Origin of the sequence: Prevotella sp. LMAG:51 (assembly GCF_008680225.1) — a bacterium.
GTDB classification, from domain to species: Bacteria; Bacteroidota; Bacteroidia; order Bacteroidales; family Bacteroidaceae; genus Prevotella; species Prevotella pectinovora.
Map to the genome: position 1 here is coordinate 39,209 of NZ_NALQ01000027.1, position 24,047 is coordinate 63,255.

Sequence of the window (24,047 nt, forward strand, 5' to 3'; positions counted from 1 at the left end):
GGATTGTTATAATTATTAGAAACAAAACTTATCATCAACAAATGGATCCAATATTTATCACCGGACCATGTGTCATAGAGTCGGCAGAATTGCTCGACACCATAGCGGCAGAGATAAAGCGACTAAGCGACCTGACGGGCCGCACATTCTATTTCAAGGCATCCTTCGACAAGGCAAACCGCACGTCGATACACTCCTTCCGCGGCCCCGGACTGGAACGCGGACTGCAGATGCTTGCCGACGTGAGAGAGAAATACCATCTGCCGCTGCTCACCGATATCCATGAGAGCTGGCAGGCAAAGGCAGCCGGAGAGGTGGTGGACGTGTTGCAGATTCCTGCATTCCTGTGTAGGCAGACCGACCTCCTCGTAGAGGCAGCACGCACCGGACGCACGGTGAACATCAAGAAGGCACAGTTCCTTTCTGGCGAAGACATGCGCTATCCAGTGGAGAAATGCCGTGAGGCAGGTGCCAAGGAGGTGTGGCTTACCGAGAGAGGCAACAGCTTCGGATACAACAATCTTGTGGTGGACTTCCGCAACCTGCCAGCCATGTCGCAGTATGCCGACCGCGTGGTGATGGACTGCACACACAGCGTGCAGCGGCCGGGAGGAGCCGGCGGAAAGACTGGCGGCGACCGTCAGTATGTGCCGATGATGGCGTTGGCGGCAAAGGCGTTCGGAGCACAGGGATATTTCTTCGAGACGCATCCCGACCCGGACCATGCCCTCAGCGACGGACCGAACATGCTCTATCTGAAAGACCTCGAAGGAGTGGTGAAGAGTCTGCTTGACTAACAGAAACTGCCGTCCCGTCAGTCAGTGCTGATGGGAATAATCGGAAAACAAAAGTAGAATTATGAAATACACACATACAGCAATAAAATGTATCGAGGACGAGTCGAAGGCTCTCCTTGAACTCATACCCAATATCGACGACAATTTCGACAAGGCTGTCGATATCATACTACAGTGTAAGGGAAAGCTCATCGTTACCGGAGTGGGCAAGAGCGGACATATCGGTGCGAAGATTGCCGCTACGCTCTCTTCAACGGGAACGCCGAGCTTCTTCATCAATCCCCTTGATGCCTTCCACGGCGATCTCGGCGTGATACAGGCAGAGGATGTGGTGTTGGCATTGTCTAATTCCGGACAGACCGATGAGCTGCTGCGCTTCCTGCCGTATCTCATCGAACATAAGATCCCTGTTATCGGAATGAGCGGAAACCCGGAGTCGCTGCTCGCCAAATATGCCACTGCCCATCTTAACTCCAGAGTGAGCCGTGAGGCTTGTCCGTTGGGACTCGCTCCCACATCATCCACTACGGCAGCCCTCGCCCTGGGCGACGCCCTGGCATGTGCGCTGATGGTGGCACGCAACTTCAAGGCTACCGATTTCGCACAGTTCCATCCAGGCGGTTCGCTCGGCAGACGACTGCTCACCAGGGCTAAGGACGTGATGCGTTCCGACGACCTGCCTGTAGTAGACCCTCAGACGAAGCTCGGCGAGGCCGTTATACATGTGAGCAACGGCAGACTGGGACTGTGTGTGCCGGTGGTTGACGGCAAGGTGGTGGGTCTCGTCACCGACGGCGACATACGCCGTGCGATGGAGAGCTCGCAGGACAGATTCTTCCAACTCACCGTTGCCGACATCATGACGAAGACGCCGAAGATGGTGTCGCCGGAAATGAAGATTACCGACATAGAACAGGTGCTCCATCAGAACAAGATACACTGTGTTCTCGTGGTTGACGAGGAGAAGCATCTGCTTGGCGTGGTGGATTCATTCCGAACTATGTTGTAGAATTTTTCAGCTATGTATATAAGCACCAAAACGGTCATTAGGTCGACAAGGCCTAATGACCGTTTTGGGATAAAAAGGTTGGTGGAGCAGATGCAAGGTCTTATTTCAGTTTGCTCCGCTCAATCACGTGTACGAAGTCCTGCCAACCTTTCTTCGCCTTGTATTTTCCCACACATCCGTCAGGAACTACGAGCCATGTGTTCTGCAGCACTTCGCGGCAGAATGCGTTAGGAGCGTCGTGAGGATTCCTGTTGGTTATTGCTATCGCCTTCAGGTTTGGAGTGTCGCTGAATGCACCTTCGCCGATGTTTATCATGTCATCGCCAAGAGTGACATACTCCAACGAGGTGCAGCATCTGAAAGCGTTCTCACCGATAGTGTGCATGTCTTTCGGACAGTCGAAGCGTTTCAGTTTGATGCATCCCCAGAAGCAGGCGTTACCGATGCCCTTGAGGTTGTTGTCGGTATGTATCGATTCAAGCTCCGTACACCATTGAAAGGCACCCATGCCGATGTGGCGCAGCTTGGCAGGACAGGTGAAAGTCTTCAGCGGACATCTGGTGAATGCTTGTGACTCGATGAACTTTATGGCATCGTTTAGCGTTATCGACTCCAGCGAGCAACCGTCGAAGGCACCGCAGGCAATCACCTCTATGGTCCAGTTCGTCAGTCCTCTTGACACATTGTATGGAATCTTGACATGCTTCAGGCCCGGTTCCATACACCGTTGTACGGTGGCCTCTCCCTGGTATGTCAGTGCCGTCTCCGACACCATTCCGTATTGTATCGGTCCGGAGATGAAGTATGGCAGATTGAGGTGGTCTTGCGCCATGGCGGCATTGGTCATGACCATAAAGCAGGTCAGCAGTAGCATCTTCAGTTTCTTCATGATGTTATTGTTTTTTATTGTTCTTGATTATACCTTATCTATTATGCGTTGTCGTTGGTGGAGAGAACGTCCTGTTGTCGTCATACTCTGTTATTCCCCAATCGGTCATCAGTCTGTTGTTGGCTTATTCCAGCACATCCCAGAACTCATCGGGCAGCGAGATGTTCTCAATGTCCTTTGCCTCTTCAAACAGTGGGGCGATGTCGTCGGCATCAAATCCCGCTATGCCACAGCCGATGGCAGTGACGAGGAAATGGAGTTCGGGATGCTGACGGGCATATTCTACGAATTCGTCAACGTAGGGCTTGATGGTCTCCGTGCCTCCCTGCATGGTTGGGATGGCATACGACTGTCCCTGCATTCCTACGCCCTGTCCCATTACGGCACCGAAATGCAGTCTCGCCGCACGTGCCGCGCCGCCGGCGTGGATGCCCTGCAGGTTTGAACCGAACACGAATATCTCGTTCGGCTTCAGGGCGGTGATTAGTGATGGTGTGATTCTTCTGTTCATGATATCTGTATTTTGTTCTGATTCCTGTTGCCAGTTGGCGAAGCGTGGGAGTGAAGCTGCTGACATCGGACTTGCCTTGCTGAAGCATGCGTCTGCCGAACTGTCTTCCATGCAGCGTTCCATGACCGGAGCCATGGTGAGACCTTCGCCGTAATTCTCGATTACGTAGGGAGTCACCACTTCCTCCATCATCTTCTTGTATCTCATGTTCACTGCAGCCGGAGTGATGCCGAGCTGTGCCGCCACGTCCTTCTGTTTGAATCCGGCATAAAACACCATGTGGGCTATCTCCTGCATCATGCGGTCGTGGTAGTGTGATGCCACAGCCTCTGCCACTTGCAGCAGCATGCCCTCCTCCTTGTCGGTGGACCGCACATATTCCAACACCACATCGGAAGCCTCTTCAGAGAGATGCTCATACTCCTTGTTGTAAGCCTTCAGTGCATCGAGCACCACGAAATGGAAACCCCTCACCATCCATGTAGACAGTTTGGCCGCTTTCGGTTTCTTGAGCAGAGGTTCGAAATGGTGGGTGAGCAACTGTATGTAGTAGTCGTGGGCGAGTGAATAGAAGTCAAGTCCCGCCTTGCCGTGTAGCTGGTATTTCCTGTCGTATATGCTGTATGCACGCCGGCAGTAGCCATAGAAGTACTCTTTGGTCATATCGCCGTTGAAGGATATGAAGCCGTTTAGTATTATGTCGTCTGGAAGATGAGCCATAAGCTGAATGTTGTTATTGTATGCCGATTTTATTCTCCAGGGCAAAGATAATGCAAACCGAAGACAATACAAAACAAGCCTGCTTGTTTTTATTGTTGAGGTGTCGCTTATCTTATTGAAAGATAATGCAAACCGAAGACAATACAAAACAAGCCTGCTTGTTTTTATTGTTGAGGTGCCGCTTATCTTATTGAAAGATTCCATTGTTCTTCTGAAAAAACTTATTATTTTCCGTTTCTTGCTTAATTTTTTTCTGAAATGGTCTTATAAATAGAAAAGAAGTAAACAATTAAACATTATCATTATGAAAAAGATTTTCAATACAAAGAAAGAAACTACTATCGTAGAGAACACGACTACAACTATCGGTGGCGCAGACGAGAAGGGTATGAAAGACATCGCTCCCAAGAAGGTGGGAATGCTCGATATGGTGATTGCCTTCGACACCACCGGTTCGATGGCGGCATATATCGACGACGTGCGCCGTCAGGTGGCCGACCTTATTCCACGACTCTTCAAGGACAATGACGACCTGCGTCTCGGCATTGTGGCTTTCGGCGACTATTGCGACATGAACGGCAAGAATGATTTCGGCGACGCCTATCAGTGTCTGCCGCTCACTCGGAATGAGAACAGCATCATAAAGTTTATAAAGAATACCAAGGATACCTGCGGAGGCGACGGCGACGAGTTCTATGAGCTGGTGATAAAGAAGATAGTGGAGGAGACTTCGTGGCGCCATGGTTCCACACGCAGCATCCTGCTCATCTCCGACGCCGAACCCCACGAACTGGGCTACACTTATCGGAATTATGTGGTGGGCAATCAGATTGACTGGCGTCATGAGGCGAAGAAGGCATCGAAGCGCCGCATCAAGATCGACACCGTGTCTATCAATCCGTTGCCCTGGTATAAGGAACTGTCGGCGATGACGAACGGCGTCAACGTGCCCTTCTCGTCGAGCAGCTATACGGCAGACCTCATTGTTGCCGGCACCATGGCACGTGGTTCCAGCAAGCAGCGCAAGGAGTTTGACAGCCTGGCAATGAAGGCAAGTGTGTGCTGTCCAGACATGGCATCGGTATACGAATGCTACCGTGAGGAAAGAGAAGACGAATAGTTGTTTGGAAAGTTGCTTCAATCTGTCATCAGTTTAACACCGCATTTACGGTCTGATGGCTTTTTGTGAAAATATTAGTTCAGCGGTTTCAGAATCATGACATTACATTACATGTTCTGAAGCCGCTTGCTCTTTTTTTTGTTATGCAATTTTTTGTCTTCTTGTACTCATAAAAGTGTCGCACAAAATTAATTCGCCAACGGGTGTCAATAGGATATGAGTAATCAAAGGGAGGCAACAAAAAAAGGAGAGAAGTGAACTTCTCTCCAATTCTGTACCCAGAGCCGGGGTCGAACCGGCACGGGTTGCCCCACTGGTGTTTGAGACCAGCGCGTCTACCGATTCCGCCATCTGGGCTTAAATGCGGTGCAAAGGTAATACATTTTGTTGCAATACGCAAACTTTTGCGGATTTTTCTTTTTAAGTAATGTCCAAATTGTTTTTGAACATTACTAAGCACTTCGAATAAAAGAGAAAAAAACATAAAATGTTGTGGGACTCTACAATAATGAGTAACTTAGTGCGTAATAAAGATAAAACCCATTCATTGAATTTAATGCGATATGAATTACAACAACGATAACTACTGCGTGATACTTGCCGGTGGAAAGGGCAGAAGACTCTGGCCGGCAAGCCGTGAGAACGCTCCGAAGCAATTCCTCGACTTCTTCTCCACCGGACGTACGCTCCTGCAGCAGACCTTCGACAGGATGAAGAATATCATCGCTCCTGAGAATATCCTCGTGGCAACCAATGAGGAGTATGGACATTTCGTGAGCGAGCAGCTTCCCGAGCTGCCCGAAGAGAATGTGCTGCTCGAACCCGTCAGCCGCAACACCGCTCCCAGCGTGGAGTGGGCCACCTACCGCATCCTCCACCGCAATGAGAAGGCAAGGATCGTCACGGTGCCGGCAGACCAGATGGTGATGGATGCCGATGCCTTCAGACGTGATGTCTGCGATGGTCTCGACTGGGTGGGCGCCCATGACGGTCTGCTCGCCATAGGAGTGAAACCCACACGTCCGGAGTCGGGATATGGATACATACAGTTTGAAGGTGAAGCCGATGCCAGCGGCATATACAAGGTGAAGAGCTACACGGAGAAGCCGGAGAGGGAATTTGCCGAGATGTTCATGAACAGCGGCGAGTTCTATTGGAACACCGGACTCTTCATTGCCCGCTGCTCCACGATGCGCAACAGCCTGAAAGCCTTGTTTCCGCCAGTGCTGAGCGTCATCGATTCGGCATCGGTATATTCCCTTGAGGCAGAACAGGCACACATCGCCAAGCGCTATTCGGCTTACCCCAACCTCTCGGTAGACTCTGCCGTGCTGGAAAAGGGCACCAATGTATATGTCAAGAACGCCTCTTTCGGCTGGGCGGACCTCGGCACCTGGCATTCCATGTATGAAACGATGAGCAAGTGTATGGGCGACAATGTGGTGATAGGCAACAAGGTGAAACTCGACAACTGCCATGGCAACATCGTGAAGATGCCCGACGACCATGTGGCGGTGCTCAACGGTCTCGACGGTTATATCGTGGCGGAGAAGGGCAACGTGCTCCTTGTCTGCAAGAAAGAAGACTCGTCAGCCCTCGTGCGCAAATACATCAACGAGGTGAGGATGGACCACGGCGAGGAATATCTGTAACGACGGTCTACCGGCGACTATTATAGCCCCAATCGGTGATTATGCCGGTTGGGGCTTATGACGATACAGACATTCAGCAACAGATGAGACGACACACGGCCTCTCTGAAAGTTGGACATATAAGGAAAAAGGGAAAAAAAGAAAAAACACGCACCCCTGGCGTAGTGAATCGCGCCACTCCTGCGTATTAAGAGTAGATATTCCGATAAAACAGTATTGCGATGGATGTAAGGAAAGATGAATTTGAGAAGCTGGCACGAGAAAACAAGGACACGATCTACACCGTGTGCTATATGTTTTCCAAAGACCAGGACGAGGTGGCAGACCTCTATCAGGAGACGCTGATAAATCTCTGGAAGGGCATGCCGCAGATGAAGCGCGACGGCAATGTGAGAGGCTGGGTCTACAGGGTGGCTCTGAACACCTGCATCTCTATGGGACGAAAGAAGAAAAGCCGTCCCACGGTGAGGCTGACGATGGACGTCGACCCCTTTGAACCCTCCGACGAGCGTACTACGCAGGTTGGCATGCTCCACCGGCGCATCAGCAAGCTGCAGCCGTTCGACCGTGCCATCGTGTTGCTGTGGCTCGAGAACATCAGTTATGATGAAATCGGCAAGATGCTAGGAATATCCACGGCAAACGTGTCGGTGAGACTGGTGCGTATTCGTGAACAGCTCAAAAAAATGTCTAACGATTAACTTATTCAGGAGGCTATAAATGGAAAAAGATATTTTGATGGAACTCGACGAGATGCGCTCACAGTTCGGCGAACTCAAGTCGATGCTCAAAGACCAGCAGATAGTAAACGAGAAGATGGCGCGCCGGGCGATGAAGGGCGACTACAACAAGGTGCGCAAGGACCTTATCTTCGCCATCGTGCTCGAGGTGGTGGCTATTCCGCTGCAGGTGGTGCTGCTGCCGCTCATCGGAATGCCCACATGGTATTTGGTGTTCACCGTGTTGTTTCTCCTATCGGCGCTCGTGGCTTCGGTGTATTCGCTCAGGCGCTATGCTTCAGCCGACATGATTTCTGGCAACCTCACCGAGGTGGCGCTGGGCATCGTGAAATACAAGCGTTTCGAACTGAAATGGTTCCTCTATGCCATCCCGTTGCTGCTCGTGTGGATATTCTTCTTCTTCTATTATCTCACAAGGGGCTATGAGTCAGAGCTGGTGCGCGGTTCGGTATGGGGCGGCATAATAGGAGTGATAATCGGTTTCACTTTCGGTTTCATCAACTATTACCAGAACCTCAAGCGCATGAACCGACTCCTCAGGCAGATTAAGGAGGTGAAGGGTGATGCAGTCTGACGCAAGGATGATTACAGATATGCCCTGATGGCTGATTTTTGCATAAAAACAAAAAAATGCGAAAAACCGTCAACCATCTGGTCTTGAATGTGTAAGTTGTTGAATCATAGATATTTAAGTTTTTTATTTACGGCCCGAACCATCTGGTAATTGTCTGGATGGTTCGGGCCGTTCCCTTTAGATTATCTTTAGTCATCCTGTTTTTTGTGGATGGCTAAATTGTCGTGTGTTCAAATCGGCGACTGTTTTCGGTGATTTTTTCCGAATAGGGCACGGACAGGATTGCAAATGTGCCCAACCGGGGCAAGCACGTTGCCCAACATGGGCAAGCACGTTGCCCCAACTGGGCAAGCACCGTGCCCAATTTCGTAGCGGTGAACACAGGTGCGGAACAGTGTGAAAAGTGAAAATAGATGAATTATTTTGAATTGCAAGCTAATTGTACTATCTTTGCAAACTGTTATTCGAATACATTATTATATATGTCGTGCATTATCAATATTGAAACGAGCACAAACGTGTGCTCTCTAACAGTGAGTCAGGACGGCGCCGACATCTTTACGAAAGAAGACCATTCCGGACCTAACCACGCCGTAAAACTTGGAGAATTCGTAGACGAGGGACTGTCGTTCGCCGACAGTCATGCCATACCCGTTGATGCTGTTGCCGTGAGCTGCGGCCCCGGTTCCTACACCGGCCTCCGCATCGGAGTGTCGATGGCAAAAGGCATCTGCTACGGCAGGGGAGTGAAGCTCATTGCCGTACCGACGCTCGAACTGATGGCGGTGCCCGTGTTGCTGCATCATGAGATAGAGGAGGACGCACTGCTCTGTCCGATGATCGACGCAAGGCGTATGGAGGTGTATGCCGCCGTATACAACCGCCGTCTGCAGGAAGTCAGAAAGGTACAGGCCGACGTCGTAGACGCCGACACCTACAAGGAATTCCTCGACAAGGGACCCGTGTATTTCTTCGGCAACGGAGCTGAGAAATGCATGGAGACCATAAACCATCCCAATGCCCACCTTATAAAGGACATCGAACCTCTGTCGAGATTCATGTACCCGCTGGCAGAGAAGAGGATAGCAGAGGAGAGATATGAAGACGTGGCATATTTCGTGCCGTTCTATCTGAAGGACTTCGTGGCGAAGACACCGCGCAAGCTCCTCTAAGGAAAAACAAGATAACTTACAGAAGATGAATATAAAAGGACTGGATTACAATACCGAGAGAGAAAAGCTCATCCTGCCGGAATACGGAAGGGAGGTGCAGCAGATGGTAGACATCGCCGTGAATCTGCCCACCAAGGAGGAGCGCCAGAGATGTGCCGAGACGATCGTGAGAGTGATGGAGCGCATGTTGCCTCAGAACCGCAACAATGCCGACTACAAATGCAAGCTCTGGGACCATCTCGCCATCATCAGCGACTTCAAACTCGACATCGACTATCCATACGACGTGAGCAAGGCGAAGGAAATATCAGAGAAGCCGAAACCGCTGGCTTATCCGATGACGAAAATCAAGGTGAGACACTATGGCCACCTGCTTTTCGAGAGCTTCGAACTGCTCAAGAAGATGGAGCCGGGAAAGGAGCGCGACGAACTGGCAAGGCTCACCGCAGAGCAGATGAAGCGCAACCTCGGACAGTGGAGCCACGGCGCCAACAATTATGACAAGGTGGTAGACGACATCGCCCGCTTCACCGACGGAATAATCCAGCTCGACCCGAGAGAACTGCAGAACGCCCGCTTCAACCTGCCGCAGCCGCAACAGAAGAGCGGCGGCGGGTCGAAAGGAAAGCGAAGAAGACAAAACCACTAACCTACCCACTATGGAATCTTTCATCATAGAAGGCGGGCATCCGCTGAGCGGAACGATTACGCCGCAGGGAGCCAAGAACGAGGCCCTCGAAGTGATATGCGCCACTCTCCTGACAGAGGAGAAGGTGGTGATGAGAAACGTGCCGGACATTCTGGACGTGAACAACCTGATTCTCCTGCTGAAAGACATCGGCGTGAGCGTGGAGCGCATAGGCAAGAACGAATACACTTTTGAATCGAAAGACATAAATCTCGACTATCTCGGCAGCGAGGAGTTCGTGAAGAAATGCTCGTCGCTCCGTGGCAGCGTGCTGATGATCGGTCCGCTGCTCGCACGCTTCGGCAAGGCAGTGGTGGCAAAGCCCGGAGGCGACAAGATAGGCAGACGCCGGCTCGACACCCACTTCCTGGGATTCAAGAATCTGGGAGCCAAGTTCGTTCACAGCGAGGGCAGCAACACCTTCGAGATAAAGGCAAGCAGACTCAAGGGTACCTATATGCTTCTTGATGAGGCTTCGGTGACGGGAACGGCAAACATCGTGATGGCTGCCGTGCTCGCCAAGGGCACCACGACGATATACAACGCCGCCTGCGAACCATACATCCAGCAGCTGTGCAAGATGCTCAATGCCATGGGAGCGAAAATCAGCGGCATAGCGTCAAACCTGCTCACCATTGAGGGAGTGGACAAACTGCATGGCGCCGACCACACCATATTGCCCGACATGATAGAGGTGGGCTCCTTTATCGGCATGGCGGCGATGGTGGGCAACGGACTGAGGATAAAGAACGTGTCGGTGGAGAATCTCGGTATCATACCAGATGCCTTCCGCCGGTTGGGAGTGAAGATATTGATAGAGGGCGACGACCTCTACATACCGCATGTGCCTCACTATCAGGTGGATTCGTTTATCGACGGATCGATAATGACGCTTGCCGACGCCCCTTGGCCCGGACTCACTCCAGACCTCATCTCCGTGTTGCTCGTGGTGGCTACACAGGCGAGAGGCAGCGTGCTCGTGCATCAGAAGATGTTCGAGAGCCGACTGTTCTTCGTTGACAAGCTGATAGACATGGGCGCACAGATAATACTCTGCGACCCACACCGAGCCGTGGTGATAGGCCACGACCACAAGGTGAGACTGAAAGCCGGCAGGATGACCAGCCCGGACATACGCGCCGGCATAGCGCTGCTCATAGCGGCTCTCAGCGCCAACGGCACGTCGAGAATCGATAATATAGCCCAGATAGACCGTGGCTATGAGGACATAGAGGCACGCCTCAATGCTCTCGGCGCCAACATTAAGCGTGTGAAAAACTGATGATAAGACAGGAAGAGGTATATAAGATTGGCAAGATTGGCAAGCCGCACGGAGTGAAGGGAGAGCTGACGCTCTTTTTCGACGACGATGTGTTCGACCGTGTCGACGCCGACTATCTCGTGCTCCTTATCGACGGCATCCTCGTGCCCTTCTATATGGAGGAGTGGAGATTCAAGTCGGGCGAGACGGCACTCGTGAAGTTTGAGGACATCGACACCAAGGAGGAAGCCAGCGAGATAGTGGGCAGCGAGGTGTATTTCCCCAAACATCTCTCCGACCGGGGCGACGACGAACTGACCTGGGACGAGCTGAAGGGATTCAGCCTTGCCGACGACAATATGGGCGGAACCATAGTAGGCAAAGTGGTGGGCATCGACGAGAGCACCATCAACGTGCTGCTCGAGGTGGAGACCGCCGGCGGCGACATCGCGCTCATCCCGGCAAGCGAAGACATCATAGTGGAGGTGGACGCCGGGAAGAAGCTGCTCAGGGCAAAACTTCCGGAAGGTCTTATCGACATCAACGACAACAACTGATATGAAAAAGCAAATAGCCATACTCGGCTCAACAGGATCAATAGGTACGCAGGCACTGGAGGTGATAGAAGAACACTCCGACCTATACGAGGTGTATTGCCTCACGGCAAACAACAGGGTGAGGGAACTGGCTGAACAGGCACGCAGGTTCAATCCTGCCGCCGTGGTGATAGCCAACGAGGCACACTACGAGGAACTGAAGTCGCTACTCGCCGACTGTCCCGACATCAATGTATATGCCGGCAGACAGGCAATCGACGACATCGTGACAGCCGGTCCGATAGACATGGTGCTCACGGCGATGGTGGGATTCGCCGGACTGAGCCCTACCATCAGTGCGATAAAGGCACACAAGAAGATATGTCTCGCCAACAAAGAGACGCTCGTGGTGGCTGGCGAACTGATATGCAGGCTCGCGGCAGAGAACCACTCGCCGATACTCCCTGTGGACAGTGAGCATTCGGCGATATTCCAGAGCATCGTGGGCGAGGGCGACAACGAAATAGAGAAAATCCTGCTCACGGCATCCGGCGGACCGTTCCGCACATTCTCAAAGGAACAGCTCGCCAAGGTGACGAAGGCAGACGCCCTGAACCATCCCACATGGGAGATGGGGGCGAAGATCACCATCGACAGCGCCTCGATGATGAACAAGGGCTTCGAGGTGATAGAGGCAAAGTGGCTCTTCGGAGTGGACGTAGACAAGATTCAGGTGCTCGTGCATCCGCAGTCGATAGTACATAGTGCGGTGCAGTTTGTCGACGGGGCAGTGAAAGCACAGCTCGGAGTGCCCGACATGCGTCTGCCGATACAGTATGCCTTCTCATATCCCGACAGGCTGCATCTCAACGGCGACAGACTGAATCTCTTTGAGCATCCGCTGGAGTTCTTCGAGCCGGATATGGAGAAATTCCGCTGTCTGGCGCTTGCCTACGAGGCGATGCGCAAAGGCGGCAACATGCCTTGCATACTGAATGCCGCCAACGAGATAGTGAACCGCGGATTCCTTGACGACAAATGCGGTTTCCTCGACATGCCGCGCATCATAGAAGAGACCATGGCAAGGGTGGCGTTTGATGCCAACCCGTCGTACGACACCTACATCGCTACCGATGCCGAGGCAAGACGAGTGGCAACGGAGCTGATGGGAGCATGACGGAAACGGCAAAGAGACATCGTCCTTTACATTATTATATATATAGAAAGAAAGTGTGGAAGCCGTTTTACTCCAGTTCGTTTTGGAATGACGGCGCATCAACTCAAGAATAACAACCCAAGAATATCAACAAAACAAGATGGAAATATTTTTAATCAGATTGCTGCAGTTCATGCTCGCAATCTCTATCCTTGTCCTGCTGCATGAGGGCGGACACTTCTTTTTCTCAAAACTTTTCGGTGTGCGCGTAGAAAAATTCTACCTTTTCTTCGACCCCTGGTTCCACCTCTTCGAATTCAAGCCGAAGAAGAGCGACACGACATACGGCGTGGGATGGCTGCCGCTGGGCGGATACTGCAAGATTTCGGGAATGATAGACGAATCGTTCGACACGGAGCAGATGAAACAGCCCGCACAACCATGGGAGTTCCGTTCCAAACCGGCATGGCAGCGACTGCTGATAATGATTGGCGGAGTGCTCGTCAACTTCCTGCTCGCCCTGTTCATCTACAGTATGGTGCTCTTCTATTGGGGAGATTCATACATGCCTGTTCAGAACATGACGATGGGTATGAAATTCAACACCGAGGCAAAGGCAATAGGATTCCAGGACGGCGACGTGCCCGTAGGCACCGACCAGAAGGAATTCAAGAAGTTTGATGTTGACCTTTTCCGCAACATTGCTGATGCCAAGACCGTTACGGTGAAGAGAAAAGGAAAGCTCGTCACCATCACCCTGCCCGAAGACATGAGCCTGCTGAAGATGCTAAAGTCAGAACCGGCCTTCATGCGACCGATCATTCCAGCCGAGGTAGACAGCGTGATGCCAGACATGGCAGCCGCCAAGACAGGCATCAGGAAGGGCGACAGGATTGTGGCGTTCAACGGAGCGCCGGTGAACTCATGGTGCGATTTCGACGACCAGATAGGAGTGATGACCGACGTGATGACGGCTACGGCAAAGACTACGAAAGACTCGCTGAAGGTGCGCACCACTACTCTCGTGTATAAGAGCAAGGCTACAGGGCAGCTCGACACCGCAAAGGTGGTGTTGTCGCCGGAGTTGCAGTTGGGAGTGGGCAAGACGAGTCTCATGACATACTACAAGCCGGTGACGACGGAATATGGATTCCTCGAGAGTTTCCCGGCAGGAATCAAATATGGCATCGGCGTGTTGCGCGGATATGTAGACGACATGAAATACGTGTTCACGGCAGACGGCGCGAAGTCGCTCGGCGGATTCGGCGCCATCGGAAGTCTCTTCCCGCCGGTTTGGGACTGGATGCTGTTCTGGAGAATGACGGCATTCCTCAGCATCATCCTCGCATTCATGAACATACTGCCGATACCGGCACTCGACGGCGGCCACGTGCTCTTCCTCATATATGAAATGGTGACGGGACGCGCTCCAAGCGAGAAGTTCCTGTTGAGGGCAGAATACGTGGGCTTCACGATATTGATATTACTCATGGTGGTGGCAAATCTGAATGATGTGCTGCGCTGGTTGGGTTTCATGCACTAAGGCAATAAGAAACAAATGGGTTTTCTGATAAAACTGGGCAAGATATTGTCCTTGGGTCTGCTTCCGATAAGGCGCAACTCCGCCTTCTTCGTGACGATGTATATTCTGGGTATGATATGTGCGTATGCCGTCATACCAAAGAAGGGTGAATTATACAGTCTGGCATGGGAGGAACTGTTCTTCGACGTCTACTTCCTGTGTGTCGTCCTCGCCGTGATACCACAAAAGGTGAGGAGATGGATAAGACCGTTTTTCTATGTCCTGGCATACGCCACGGCAGTAGTAGACCTCTATTGCTTCGTGAGGTTCGACTCCACTCTCACTCCCACGATGCTGCTGCTCGTGGGCGAGACAAACGGAGATGAAGCCACGGAATTCCTGCAGTCGTATCTCAGTCTCGACCTGCTCGGAAGCAGCGTCGGACTGGTATTGCTGCTCATGCTGTTGCATATCCTCTATGCCGCATTCTCAAAGAAGGTGTGGCGATGGGCAAAAAGCAAATTGGCTGAGAATGAGAACCTGCTGCAGACAGCAAGAGAGGTGAAGGAGAAATTCCTGATTATGGCGCCATACGCAAGCGCTTCGCTGGGACTGGCAGCCGTGATACTCTTCTTCTCGTATGGCAACCTGTGTTGGGAAAACAAGGTGCTGTACCACAGGCTGATGTCGTATGACAACATCGGCGATGTGGAGCATGAACTGACAAAGAAGCCGCATGCCGTGCAATATCAACCGATATACAGACTGGCGTTCAGTCTTTATGCCAACGAACTGACGGCAAAGCAGCTCGTGAAACTCAAGGAGAGTCTCAACGAGGTGAAGGTGGACAGCTGTTCTTTCAAATCACGCAACATCGTGCTTATCATAGGAGAGAGCTACAACCGCAACCACTCACAGCTCTACGGATACAAGACGCCGAACACTCCGCGACAGGTGAAGATGAGAAGAAGAGGCGAACTGGTGCCGTTTACCGACGTGGTGTCGCCATGGAATCTGACGAGCTTCGTGTTCAAGCATATATTCTCGCTATACACGGTGGGCGACAAAGGCGAATGGTGTGACTATCCGCTCTTCCCCGAGGTGTTCAGAAAGGCAGGTTATCATGTCACGTTCATGACAAACCAGTTCCTGCCGCAAGCCAAGGAGGCGGTGTATGACTTCAGCGGAGGATTCTTCCTCAATGACGAAGTGCTGAGCAAAGCACAGTTTGACACCCGCAACACAACGCTCTACCGCTTCGACAACGGACTGCTCCACAACTACGAGAAGCTGAAGGGTGAGGGAGAAGGAAAGCCGCAGCTGATAATCTTCCACCTGAAAGGACAGCATGTGGACTACAAGAGCCGCTGCCCGAAGGTTCAGAAGAAGTTTGACAAGGACTACTACAAGGATCTGCGCCCTGAGCTGAACGACAAGGAGCGTACGGCACTTGCCGAATACGACAACGCCACGCTTTACAACGACAGTATCGTGAAGGCAATTGTGGACAAGTTCAGAAAGCAGGACGCCATCGTAATCTACGTGCCCGACCACGGTGAGGAGTGCTACGACGGAGCACACTTCTACGGAAGAATGCACTCAGCCCAGGTGACGCCACGACTCGCCCATGCCGAGTTTGAAATACCGATGTGGATATGGGCGTCAAGAAAATACAGAGCCACGCATCCGGAAATATGGAGAAGCGTGAAGGCAAGCAGGAAGCGTCCGTATATGACCGACGCCCTGCCGTATCTGCTGCTCGACCTCGCCGGCATCAGCTGTCCGCAATACCGCGACGAACTGAATATCCTCAGCGACAAGTATAACGCCAAGAGGAAAAGAATTCTCAAGGGAAAAGCCGACTACGACGAACTGATGGCTCAGGAGAAAGCCGAAAAGGAAAAGGAGGCGGCAGAAGAAGAAAAGAAGGCCTCCAAGAACAAGAAAGGCAAGAAGAAACCCCGTAGGGGCATAAAGAAACATAGCAGATGAACAAGCAACAATTACTGAGCATAGCGGAATCGAAGGCGCTGAGAGGCATTGCCATTCTCGGCATCATTCTGCATAACTACTGTCACTTCCTGGGGTTCGCCGTGAAGGAGAACGAGTATACTTTCGATGCAGAAAAACCGGTGATGATGCTGGACAGGCTCTGTTCGCTCAACCATTATCTGTTCGTGCACATACTGTCGTTCTTCGGACATTATGGAGTGCCGGTGTTCCTCTTCATCAGCGGCTTCGGACTGGTGATGAAATATGAATACAAGAACAAGGACAAGGAGACGCGGATACTGCCGTTCGTCTGGTATAACTATGCCAAACTGCTCCGGCTCATGTTCCTCGGATACATCGCCTTCGCCGTAGTGAGCTATCTCGACCCTCATGGCTATCATGGATATACCGTGGGCAGGGTAGTGGCGCAGCTGTTCATGTATATCAACATCCTGCCCGATCCCGACCATATCATCAAGCCGGGACCATACTGGTATTTCGGACTCACCCTGCAGCTGTATATCGTATACCGCTTGCTGTTATACCGCCGCAAGTCGGCTTACACGATAGCGCTCATCGCCGTATGCTGGATTCTGCAGACGGTGTTCTCGCCGGAGATGTATGGCAGTTGGGACTCTCTCAACCGCATCAGATACAATTTCATAGGAGGAATGCTGCCGTTCGGCATGGGAATGCTGTATGCCCGCCATGGCAGACTGTTGCCGAAGGGCGCCTATGCCGCTCTGGCGGTGGTGTCGGCGGCGGTGGTGTTCTGGGGAAGCTTCAATTTCCATTCATGGCTGTGGGTACCGGCATTCATCGTCATAGGAGCGGTGTCTACGTTCAAACTCCTGCCCGAATGGGCTTTGAAACCATGTATGTGGACAGGAGTGATATCATCGTCGCTCTTCGTCGTGCACCCTGTTCTCAGGGAAATCATAATACCGATGTCGCGCCGTGGACAGGTGTTCACGGGAATCGTGATATATCTCGTGGCGTCTGTCCTTTGCGCATGGCTGTTCATGAAGCTGCTGAAGTTCATACCCAAGCCAAAAAGCATCTGATGCTAACGCTGCTGACGGTGCCTGCCGTGTCAAAGTGCCACATGGCGGGCAGCGCAATGATGACACGCTGAATACGATAATTTTTCTAACATTCAAATCATTGTTGAATAGATGGTCAAGTTTGAGGATCTGAGCAAATACCGTGGCGAACTGATGGGACTCGCCATTCTGTTCGTCATCTTGTTTCACATAGGAATGCCGCAGAGCAATTTCTTCTATCCGCTCCGAAGGCTGGGAAACATCGGTGTGGACATGTTCCTGTTTGTAAGCGGTATGGGACTGTGGTTCTCTTGGACCCGTTCACGACTGGGAAAGAAACTCGACGGCAATGGGGCAATGGGAATCCGCCAGGCAACGATACGCTTCTTCAAGCACCGCTACAAGCGGATCTATCCCGTATGGATCATCGTGGCGTCGGTATTCTATATCGGCAAATACGTTGAGGCACCGGGCAGCGGCTATAGTCCTGATATCCCCAATCTGATTGCCAACGTGTTGTTCAACTGGAGTTTCTGGCGAATAGACGACCTTACCTTCTGGTATGTTCCGGCAACGATGATGCTGTATATCTTCGCACCGGGATATATGGAACTTGTGCGTGAGCGGCCTTCTTACCGCTGGCTGCCTGTGGCATTCATAATATTGGCGGCTATGGTGCGCTATGTGCCGCTGATACACAACAGCGTGGGGCATCTGGAGATCTTCTTCAGCCGCATACCGATATTTTTCATCGGCATAAACGCCGGGAAATGGGTGATGGAAAAGCGGACACTGGAGAAAGGCAGCATCTGGATGATAGTCATCATCTTTGCCATGAGCCTCTGGCTATGTCTCCAGCTCGAATATATCGGCCACAGAAGGTTTCCGCTGTTCATGGAGCGCATCGTCTACATACCGCTCACCGTCACGGCATTGCTGCTGGAATGCAAGCTCATAGCCGTCATGCCGAAGAATATAAACCGGGTGCTGACCATGCTCGGCACTATTAGTCTTGAGATATATCTCATTCACATACAGTTCGTCATGCTGCCGCTGCAGCAATACAAGCTCGGATATTGCGTTACGGCACTGTTGGTAATCGTGATATCAACGCCGGTGGCATACCTGCTGCATTGGATAATCGAAAAGGTGATGGGCTGCAGGGTATTCAGAATATTGCAATGACCATCAAATGGCTTTTGCAATGGCCATCAAGAACATACAACATCAAGAGCTTTCGTAATGAACATAAAGAACATACTATCCATAATCCGTCCACACCAGTGGATAAAGAATGTCTTCGTGATGGTACCGCTGTTCTTCGGCGGCAGCCTTCTCAATTCCACAGACATCATAGCCTCGCTGATAGCGGTGCTGGCGTTCAGCTTCATCGCCTCGTCGATATACTGTCTTAACGACATCATCGACGTGGAGGACGACCGACGTCATCCCGTGAAACGCAACCGGCCGATAGCGTCGGGCAAGGTGAGCGTGAAACAGGGATATGTCTGCATGGCAATGATGGTGGCGCTGAGTTTCGGACTCGCGACGCTTATCGGCGAACAGGCAATGGGAGTGGCTGCGGCACTTGGAACGTATTTCCTACTGAACATCGCCTACTGTCTGTGGCTGAAGAGATTCGCCATAGTGGACGTATGCGTGATAGCGTTCGGATTTGTGTTGAGGCTGCTCGTAGGCGGACTTGCCACGTGTATAGAACTGAGCAACTGGATTGTGCTCATGACATTCCTGCTCACGCTGTTCCTCTCTCTGGCAAAGCGACGCGACGATGTGGTGAGGATGAACGAAACCGGTCATGCGCCGCGGAAGAACACCATTAGATACAACCTGGAATTCATAAACCAGGCAATTACCATTACGGCAACGGTGACTCTCGTATGCTATATTATGTATACCGTGTCGCCGGAGGTGGAAAAGAGGATAGGCACACGCTATCTGTATCTCACCACAGTGTTCGTATTGCTCGGCATACTGAGGTATCTCCAGCTCACACTCGTTGACAACAAGAGTGGTGACCCTACCAAGACGATGCTGCGCGACAGGATGATGCAGATTGTGGTGGCGCTGTGGCTGCTGGCGTTCCTGCTCATAATATACGTGTTTTAGCGGCGTGACATACTTGGCATTTTAAAAAATAAGAAGAGATGAAGAACATCTACGCATTCGATTTCGACGGAACACTGACGAAACGCGACTCGCTGATAGCCTTCCTGCTGTTTGCAAAAGGATGGAAAGAGTTTCTGAAATGTTTCGCACTGCATATACATCTGCTGATAGCCATGAAACTGAAACTGGCTGACAGCGGAAAAGTGAAGGAAAGCATCTTCGCATACTATTTCCAGAATATGCCGGAGAGCATGTTCGACAACCTGTGTGAACGCTTTGCCGCCACACATTCACACATCCTGCGCCCGAAAGGCGTCGAGAGAGTGAGGGAGGCGATGGCAGAACCAGACTCCACGGTGATGATAGTGAGTGCGAGCATCAACAACTGGGTGGCGCCGTTTTTCAGGGAATTCCCCGGCATAGAGATATTCTGCACCAGGATAGAAGTGAAGGAAGGCAACCTGACGGGGCGTTTCCTATCTGCCAACTGCCGCGGCAAGGAGAAGGTGAGACGGATACTCGCCCTGCATCCCGACCGCAAGAGCTACTTCCTTACGGCGTTTGGCGACAGCAGCGGCGACATCGCAATGCTCGACTTTGCCGACGAGGGATTCTATAAACCGTTCAGATAACGCGACAATATACCGTTCAGATAACACGACAATACACCAAAAAGACAAAACAAGAAACAGCATAGCATGACAAATCCGATAAAAGAACTGAAGAATATCTTCATACAGATAGGTAGGATGTTCAGAGTGAAGAAAAACGAGGTGATACCTTCTCTCTCGGCTCTCGCCGTTTACATCATCCTCAACGCCCTGATAATAATGCGCTACTACGACTCGTTCTCCAAAGTGCACGTGGCGTTCTGGAAAAACTTCATCAAGAAGTTCAGCGTGTCGGGATTCGACCCTATCACGTATGTGGTGTTGAGCACGTGGGGACCTAAATACGACATACACCGGCATCCTCTGCTCGCATTCTTCGTATATCCGCTGTATCTGCTGAACACGGCGCTGATGGACCTCACCGGACTGAATCTCGTGCAGTTTATCATCGCCTTGATACTGCTCTTCCTCATGTTCTATTCCTTCATATTCATGATGAGGATATGCCGCGATATCATCGGACTGAGAAACACCGATGCCGCACTGCTCAGCGGATTCCTGTTCAGCTGCGCGTATATAATGCTGACATTCATCGTGCCCGACCATTTCGCACCGTCGATGTTCATGCTGCTCATGGCGCTCTATGTCTGTGGAGTGAAGATCCGCGACAAGAAACGGCTCAACGGATGGCAGGCGGTGCTCATGTTCATATTCACAGCCGGTACGACGCTGAGCAACGGTGCGAAGATCGTCATCGACGCTCTCTTTGTGGAGGGCAAGAGATTCTTCCGTCCCAAATACCTTATCTTCGCCATCGCCATACCATGTGCCGGAATGTGGTATCTGTCAGATGCGGAATACAGATATTACCGTCTGCCCGTGGAGCAGCAGCGAAGGGCAGACGTGAAGAAGGCGAGCGAAAGAGAATGGGCAAAGAACCATGCCGCCTTCATGGACACCACTACAATCATGGACTCCGCTGAGGCTGAGAAGGCTTTCAAGGTGTGGGACAACAAGCGGATTCTCGCCAAATACAGGAAAGACCAGAAGCTGCCATGGAATGCCCACAAGGGCAAACCGCTGGTGAAGAAGGGAATGCTGCAATACACCGACATGACGACACCACGCTGGCAGTCGCTTGTAGACAATGTCTTCGGAGAGACGATACAGCTGCATCAGGACTACCTGCTGGGCGACACACTGCGCGACCGCCCCGTGTTCGTAAGCTACCGGAATGCCGTCAACTATATCGTAGAGGCTGCCATCGTATTGCTGTTCCTCTTTGGAATATGGTGTGGCAGGAAGAGCCGCTTCCTGTGGATGGCACTCCTGGGCTTCGGTATAGACTTCACCGTACATGTGATTCTCGGCTTCGGTCTCAACGAGGTATATATCATGGGAGCACACTGGCTGTTCATAATCCCAATCGCCATAGCCTTTGCCATGAAGAAGGCTGAGGGCAGAAGGCTCCTTGCGCTCCGTGCGCTGCTGGGTATCATCACGGCATTCCTGCTGATATACAACGGTTCGCTGCTCGTGGGCTATCTCCTGGCATAGTCCGTGCATAATGTCTGCAGACCGGCTTGAAGATAAAAACAACACGCCACATAGACGTATTTACGAATAAATGTGTAATTTTGCACAATTAATATTGATAAAAGCATGATACAATCAATGACTGGCTACGGCAAGGCTGTAGTGGAATACGGAGAAAAGAAAATAAACGTTGAGGTGAAGTCGCTTAACAGCAAGACTCTCGACCTCTCAACACGAATAGCGCCAATCTATCGCGAAAAGGAAATGCAGATACGACAGATGGTGTCGCAGGCTCTCACACGAGGCAAAGTGGACTTCAGCATCTGGATTGAGAAGGATACCGTGGTGGATGCCACACCCGTGAACGGAGCGCTCGTGGCAGGCTACTACAAGCAGATAAAGGAGATTATACAGAAGAACAACATACCGGAACCTGCCGACTGGCTCGCCACGCTGATGAGAATGCCCGATGTGCTGACGAAGACAGAAACGGAGACTCTCACCGACGAGGAATGGGAAGCTGCTACCAAAGCCATCAATGAGGCTCTCGGAAAGCTCACCGAATTCCGTATGCAGGAGGGAGCGGCTCTCCAGAGGAAGTTCAGCGAGAAAATTGACAATATCGCTGCCCTGCTCGAAAGCATCGAACCGTTTGAGAAGGCGAGGGTGGAGAAAATCCGCTCACGAATCATCGACGGACTGAAATCAATCCCCGAGGTGGAATACGACAAGAACCGTCTGGAGCAGGAACTCATATATTATATCGAGAAACTCGACATCAGCGAGGAGAAGCAGAGACTTGCCAACCATCTGAAATACTTCCGCGAGACGATGGAGGAGACTCAGGGAGTGGGCAAGAAGCTCGGATTCATAGCCCAGGAGATGGGACGCGAGATAAACACCACCGGCAGCAAGAGCAACAACGCCGAGATGCAGAACATCGTGGTGAAGATGAAAGACGAACTGGAGCAGATAAAGGAGCAGGTGCTCAACGCCCTGTAACATATATTCTGGACTCTGACTGTAATCTGTTTCACTGTAAAAAAAAACAACAAGCAATGCAAGGAAAAGTAATAATCTTCTCCGCACCGAGCGGCAGCGGAAAGAGCACCATCATAAACTGGCTGATGAACGAGCACAAGGAACTGAACCTCGCTTTCAGCATCTCATGCACCAGCCGACAGCCAAGAGGAACGGAGAAGGACGGAGTGGAATACTTCTTCGTCACTCCAGAGGAGTTCAGACAGCGCATCGCCAACGAGGAATTCCTGGAATACGAGGAGGTGTATGCCGATCGATTCTATGGCACACTGAAGGCGCAGGTGGAGAAACAGCTCGAAAAAGGAGAGAATGTAGTGCTCGACGTTGACGTGAAGGGTGGCTGCAACATCAAGAAATATTATGGCGACAAGGCACTGAGCCTTTTCATCCAGCCGCCGTCTGTGGAGGAGCTGCGAAAGCGTCTCACCGGCAGGGGAACCGATGCGCCGGAGGTGATAGAAGACCGTATCAAGCGTGCGGAGTTCGAACTCTCGTTTGCCGACAAGTTCGACCATGTGGTGGTCAACGACGACTTGCAGACCGCCGAGCAGGAGGCTCTCTCAATGGTGAGCTCGTTCATAGCAAAATAGCTAAGCAGAATCCACTCTTCTAAAAAGCAAAAATCCAAGCCGGCCCTAATGACCGATTGGTAAGTGCGACAAGAGTGAAACATACTAACTAACAGAAAGACAGGGGTAATACCCTGTTTTTCATATACCCATATCAGAAAAGACACAATATGTCAGAAAAGAGGACAGGTATCTTCGGTGGGTCGTTCAATCCCATCCATAACGGACATATAGCTCTGGCAAAGCGCATCATGCAGCTCGACAGGCTCGATGAGGTGTGGTTCATGGTTTCACCACATAATCCTCTGAAGAACTCCGGTTCGCTTCTGCCCGATGTCGACAGACTGAACATGGTGAGGCTCGCCCTCGAAGGAGAACCGGGGCTTATAGCCTCAGACTATGAGTTCAGACTTCCCAAACCGTCGTACACGCTACATACCCTCAATGCCATACGCCATGACTATCCCGACCGGAAGTTCGTGCTGATAATAGGTGCCGACAATTGGGAATGTTTCGACAGATGGTATGGCAGTAAAGAGATATTGGCTGACTATGAGATTGCCGTATATCCGCGGCTGGGGTCACATATCGATGCCGGCAGTCTGCCACACAACGTGAAACTGGTGGACACCGGACTCTTCAATGTGAGCAGCACCGAGATAAGGACTCTGCTCAGTGAGGGGAAACCGGCAGGCCACCTTATGCCGCCACAAGTGACGCAGTATATAAAAACGAATCACTTGTTCGGTACAAAACGGTAAACACAGATAAAGAACAAACT

At 51.5% G+C, this 24,047-nt stretch carries 23 protein-coding genes and 1 tRNA gene; 21 read left to right on the plus strand and 3 right to left on the minus strand.

Translation table 11 applies throughout. The features are described 5' to 3' along the window. Nucleotides 1-14 precede the first annotated feature (14 nt). On the plus strand, nt 15-797 hold the full coding sequence (gene kdsA, locus CCC32_RS11005; protein ID WP_262503257.1) for a 3-deoxy-8-phosphooctulonate synthase: 783 nt from the start codon (nt 15-17) through the stop codon (nt 795-797). A gap of 61 nt (nt 798-858) precedes the next feature. Further along, nucleotides 859-1,806: a KpsF/GutQ family sugar-phosphate isomerase gene (locus CCC32_RS11010; protein WP_042520191.1), complete on the plus strand. Its 948-nt coding sequence runs from the start codon at nt 859-861 to the stop codon at nt 1,804-1,806. A gap of 100 nt (nt 1,807-1,906) precedes the next feature. On the opposite strand, the gene CCC32_RS11015 is transcribed toward CCC32_RS11010, so the two are convergent. Next, on the minus strand, nt 1,907-2,695 hold the full coding sequence (locus tag CCC32_RS11015) for a leucine-rich repeat domain-containing protein (protein ID WP_287074517.1): 789 nt from the start codon (nt 2,693-2,695) through the stop codon (nt 1,907-1,909). A 124-nt stretch (nt 2,696-2,819) separates the two neighbouring features. After that, a complete protein-coding gene (locus CCC32_RS11020; protein WP_044066199.1) occupies nt 2,820-3,206 on the minus strand; it encodes an A1S_2505 family phage non-structural protein in 387 nt (128 codons plus the stop codon). A gap of 1,024 nt (nt 3,207-4,230) precedes the next feature. Between CCC32_RS11020 and CCC32_RS11025 the strand changes: the two genes are divergently transcribed. Next, the gene (locus CCC32_RS11025; RefSeq protein ID WP_052488277.1) at nt 4,231-5,046 is read left to right on the plus strand and encodes a vWA domain-containing protein; all 816 of its coding nucleotides are present in this window, start codon (nt 4,231-4,233) and stop codon (nt 5,044-5,046) included. Nucleotides 5,047-5,321: 275 nt separating this feature from the next. Here CCC32_RS11025 and CCC32_RS11030 read toward each other — a convergent pair. Next, nucleotides 5,322-5,403 (minus strand) — tRNA-Leu (locus CCC32_RS11030). A 206-nt stretch (nt 5,404-5,609) separates the two neighbouring features. On the opposite strand from CCC32_RS11030, the gene CCC32_RS11035 reads away from it, so the two are divergent. The 18 genes from CCC32_RS11035 to nadD all read left to right on the plus strand — a co-directional run bounded on the left by CCC32_RS11035 (nt 5,610) and on the right by nadD (nt 24,027). Continuing rightward, nucleotides 5,610-6,698, plus strand: a complete 1,089-nt coding sequence (locus tag CCC32_RS11035) for a mannose-1-phosphate guanylyltransferase (protein WP_287074521.1) — start codon at nt 5,610-5,612, stop codon at nt 6,696-6,698. Between the two features lie 221 nt (nt 6,699-6,919). Next, nucleotides 6,920-7,399 carry an RNA polymerase sigma factor gene (locus CCC32_RS11040; protein WP_287074523.1) on the plus strand — a complete coding sequence of 160 codons (480 nt, stop codon included), beginning with the start codon at nt 6,920-6,922 and terminating at the stop codon, nt 7,397-7,399. A gap of 19 nt (nt 7,400-7,418) precedes the next feature. Next, complete coding sequence (locus tag CCC32_RS11045) at nt 7,419-8,012, plus strand: hypothetical protein (protein ID WP_044066152.1); 594 nt, start codon at nt 7,419-7,421, stop codon at nt 8,010-8,012. A 482-nt stretch (nt 8,013-8,494) separates the two neighbouring features. Continuing rightward, nucleotides 8,495-9,184 (plus strand): tRNA (adenosine(37)-N6)-threonylcarbamoyltransferase complex dimerization subunit type 1 TsaB, encoded by a 690-nt coding sequence (tsaB, locus tag CCC32_RS11050; RefSeq protein ID WP_044066153.1) that lies wholly within the window; start codon nt 8,495-8,497, stop codon nt 9,182-9,184. Nucleotides 9,185-9,209: 25 nt separating this feature from the next. After that, nucleotides 9,210-9,833, plus strand: a complete 624-nt coding sequence (locus CCC32_RS11055; protein ID WP_044080761.1) for a DUF4290 domain-containing protein — start codon at nt 9,210-9,212, stop codon at nt 9,831-9,833. A gap of 10 nt (nt 9,834-9,843) precedes the next feature. Further along, nucleotides 9,844-11,154 carry a UDP-N-acetylglucosamine 1-carboxyvinyltransferase gene (gene murA, locus CCC32_RS11060; RefSeq protein WP_022316665.1) on the plus strand — a complete coding sequence of 437 codons (1,311 nt, stop codon included), beginning with the start codon at nt 9,844-9,846 and terminating at the stop codon, nt 11,152-11,154. Beyond that, on the plus strand, nt 11,154-11,690 hold the full coding sequence (rimM, locus tag CCC32_RS11065) for a ribosome maturation factor RimM (protein WP_022316664.1): 537 nt from the start codon (nt 11,154-11,156) through the stop codon (nt 11,688-11,690). Before murA ends, rimM begins: the two co-directional genes overlap by 1 nt. A gap of 1 nt (nt 11,691) precedes the next feature. Then, complete coding sequence (locus tag CCC32_RS11070) at nt 11,692-12,846, plus strand: 1-deoxy-D-xylulose-5-phosphate reductoisomerase (RefSeq protein ID WP_044074660.1); 1,155 nt, start codon at nt 11,692-11,694, stop codon at nt 12,844-12,846. A gap of 139 nt (nt 12,847-12,985) precedes the next feature. Continuing rightward, on the plus strand, nt 12,986-14,368 hold the full coding sequence (gene rseP, locus CCC32_RS11075; RefSeq protein WP_044066156.1) for an RIP metalloprotease RseP: 1,383 nt from the start codon (nt 12,986-12,988) through the stop codon (nt 14,366-14,368). Nucleotides 14,369-14,383: 15 nt separating this feature from the next. Continuing rightward, nucleotides 14,384-16,339: a phosphoethanolamine transferase gene (locus tag CCC32_RS11080; RefSeq protein WP_287074531.1), complete on the plus strand. Its 1,956-nt coding sequence runs from the start codon at nt 14,384-14,386 to the stop codon at nt 16,337-16,339. Then, complete coding sequence (locus CCC32_RS11085; protein ID WP_287074533.1) at nt 16,336-17,403, plus strand: acyltransferase family protein; 1,068 nt, start codon at nt 16,336-16,338, stop codon at nt 17,401-17,403. The genes CCC32_RS11080 and CCC32_RS11085 overlap by 4 nt, the downstream gene beginning before the upstream one ends. 111 nt (nt 17,404-17,514) lie before the next feature. Further along, a complete protein-coding gene (locus CCC32_RS11090) occupies nt 17,515-18,567 on the plus strand; it encodes an acyltransferase family protein (RefSeq protein WP_042520181.1) in 1,053 nt (350 codons plus the stop codon). Nucleotides 18,568-18,624: 57 nt separating this feature from the next. Then, nucleotides 18,625-19,509, plus strand: coding sequence for a decaprenyl-phosphate phosphoribosyltransferase (locus CCC32_RS11095; protein WP_407725758.1), 885 nt, complete (start codon nt 18,625-18,627; stop codon nt 19,507-19,509). 38 nt (nt 19,510-19,547) lie between these two features. Then, nucleotides 19,548-20,141 carry an HAD family hydrolase gene (locus CCC32_RS11100; RefSeq protein WP_022316657.1) on the plus strand — a complete coding sequence of 198 codons (594 nt, stop codon included), beginning with the start codon at nt 19,548-19,550 and terminating at the stop codon, nt 20,139-20,141. Nucleotides 20,142-20,207: 66 nt separating this feature from the next. Then, nucleotides 20,208-21,677 carry a DUF6080 domain-containing protein gene (locus tag CCC32_RS11105; RefSeq protein WP_287074537.1) on the plus strand — a complete coding sequence of 490 codons (1,470 nt, stop codon included), beginning with the start codon at nt 20,208-20,210 and terminating at the stop codon, nt 21,675-21,677. A 105-nt stretch (nt 21,678-21,782) separates the two neighbouring features. Continuing rightward, complete coding sequence (locus tag CCC32_RS11110; protein ID WP_042520180.1) at nt 21,783-22,658, plus strand: YicC/YloC family endoribonuclease; 876 nt, start codon at nt 21,783-21,785, stop codon at nt 22,656-22,658. A gap of 56 nt (nt 22,659-22,714) precedes the next feature. Beyond that, the gene (gmk, locus tag CCC32_RS11115; protein WP_022316654.1) at nt 22,715-23,287 is read left to right on the plus strand and encodes a guanylate kinase; all 573 of its coding nucleotides are present in this window, start codon (nt 22,715-22,717) and stop codon (nt 23,285-23,287) included. A gap of 149 nt (nt 23,288-23,436) precedes the next feature. Continuing rightward, nucleotides 23,437-24,027, plus strand: coding sequence for a nicotinate (nicotinamide) nucleotide adenylyltransferase (nadD, locus tag CCC32_RS11120; RefSeq protein ID WP_287074540.1), 591 nt, complete (start codon nt 23,437-23,439; stop codon nt 24,025-24,027). Nucleotides 24,028-24,047 lie beyond the last annotated feature (20 nt).

Bases quoted from the DNA above. Each gene is read 5' to 3' on its own strand.
- CCC32_RS11090 (WP_042520181.1), top strand. From the start codon at position 17,515: ATGGTCAAGTTTGAGGATCTGAGCAAATACCGTGGCGAACTGATGGGA.
- CCC32_RS11040 (WP_287074523.1), top strand. From the start codon at position 6,920: ATGGATGTAAGGAAAGATGAATTTGAGAAGCTGGCACGAGAAAACAAG.
- CCC32_RS11070 (WP_044074660.1), top strand. From the start codon at position 11,692: ATGAAAAAGCAAATAGCCATACTCGGCTCAACAGGATCAATAGGTACG.
- tsaB (WP_044066153.1), top strand. From the start codon at position 8,495: ATGTCGTGCATTATCAATATTGAAACGAGCACAAACGTGTGCTCTCTA.
- nadD (WP_287074540.1), top strand. From the start codon at position 23,437: ATGTCAGAAAAGAGGACAGGTATCTTCGGTGGGTCGTTCAATCCCATC.
- rseP (WP_044066156.1), top strand. From the start codon at position 12,986: ATGGAAATATTTTTAATCAGATTGCTGCAGTTCATGCTCGCAATCTCT.
- CCC32_RS11055 (WP_044080761.1), top strand. From the start codon at position 9,210: ATGAATATAAAAGGACTGGATTACAATACCGAGAGAGAAAAGCTCATC.
- gmk (WP_022316654.1), top strand. From the start codon at position 22,715: ATGCAAGGAAAAGTAATAATCTTCTCCGCACCGAGCGGCAGCGGAAAG.
- CCC32_RS11100 (WP_022316657.1), top strand. From the start codon at position 19,548: ATGAAGAACATCTACGCATTCGATTTCGACGGAACACTGACGAAACGC.
- CCC32_RS11035 (WP_287074521.1), top strand. From the start codon at position 5,610: ATGAATTACAACAACGATAACTACTGCGTGATACTTGCCGGTGGAAAG.
- CCC32_RS11010 (WP_042520191.1), top strand. From the start codon at position 859: ATGAAATACACACATACAGCAATAAAATGTATCGAGGACGAGTCGAAG.
- murA (WP_022316665.1), top strand. From the start codon at position 9,844: ATGGAATCTTTCATCATAGAAGGCGGGCATCCGCTGAGCGGAACGATT.
- rimM (WP_022316664.1), top strand. From the start codon at position 11,154: ATGATAAGACAGGAAGAGGTATATAAGATTGGCAAGATTGGCAAGCCG.
- CCC32_RS11080 (WP_287074531.1), top strand. From the start codon at position 14,384: ATGGGTTTTCTGATAAAACTGGGCAAGATATTGTCCTTGGGTCTGCTT.
- CCC32_RS11045 (WP_044066152.1), top strand. From the start codon at position 7,419: ATGGAAAAAGATATTTTGATGGAACTCGACGAGATGCGCTCACAGTTC.
- CCC32_RS11085 (WP_287074533.1), top strand. From the start codon at position 16,336: ATGAACAAGCAACAATTACTGAGCATAGCGGAATCGAAGGCGCTGAGA.
- CCC32_RS11020 (WP_044066199.1), bottom strand. From the start codon at position 3,206: ATGAACAGAAGAATCACACCATCACTAATCACCGCCCTGAAGCCGAAC.
- CCC32_RS11105 (WP_287074537.1), top strand. From the start codon at position 20,208: ATGACAAATCCGATAAAAGAACTGAAGAATATCTTCATACAGATAGGT.
- CCC32_RS11015 (WP_287074517.1), bottom strand. From the start codon at position 2,695: ATGAAGAAACTGAAGATGCTACTGCTGACCTGCTTTATGGTCATGACC.
- CCC32_RS11095 (WP_407725758.1), top strand. From the start codon at position 18,625: ATGAACATAAAGAACATACTATCCATAATCCGTCCACACCAGTGGATA.
- CCC32_RS11110 (WP_042520180.1), top strand. From the start codon at position 21,783: ATGATACAATCAATGACTGGCTACGGCAAGGCTGTAGTGGAATACGGA.
- CCC32_RS11025 (WP_052488277.1), top strand. From the start codon at position 4,231: ATGAAAAAGATTTTCAATACAAAGAAAGAAACTACTATCGTAGAGAAC.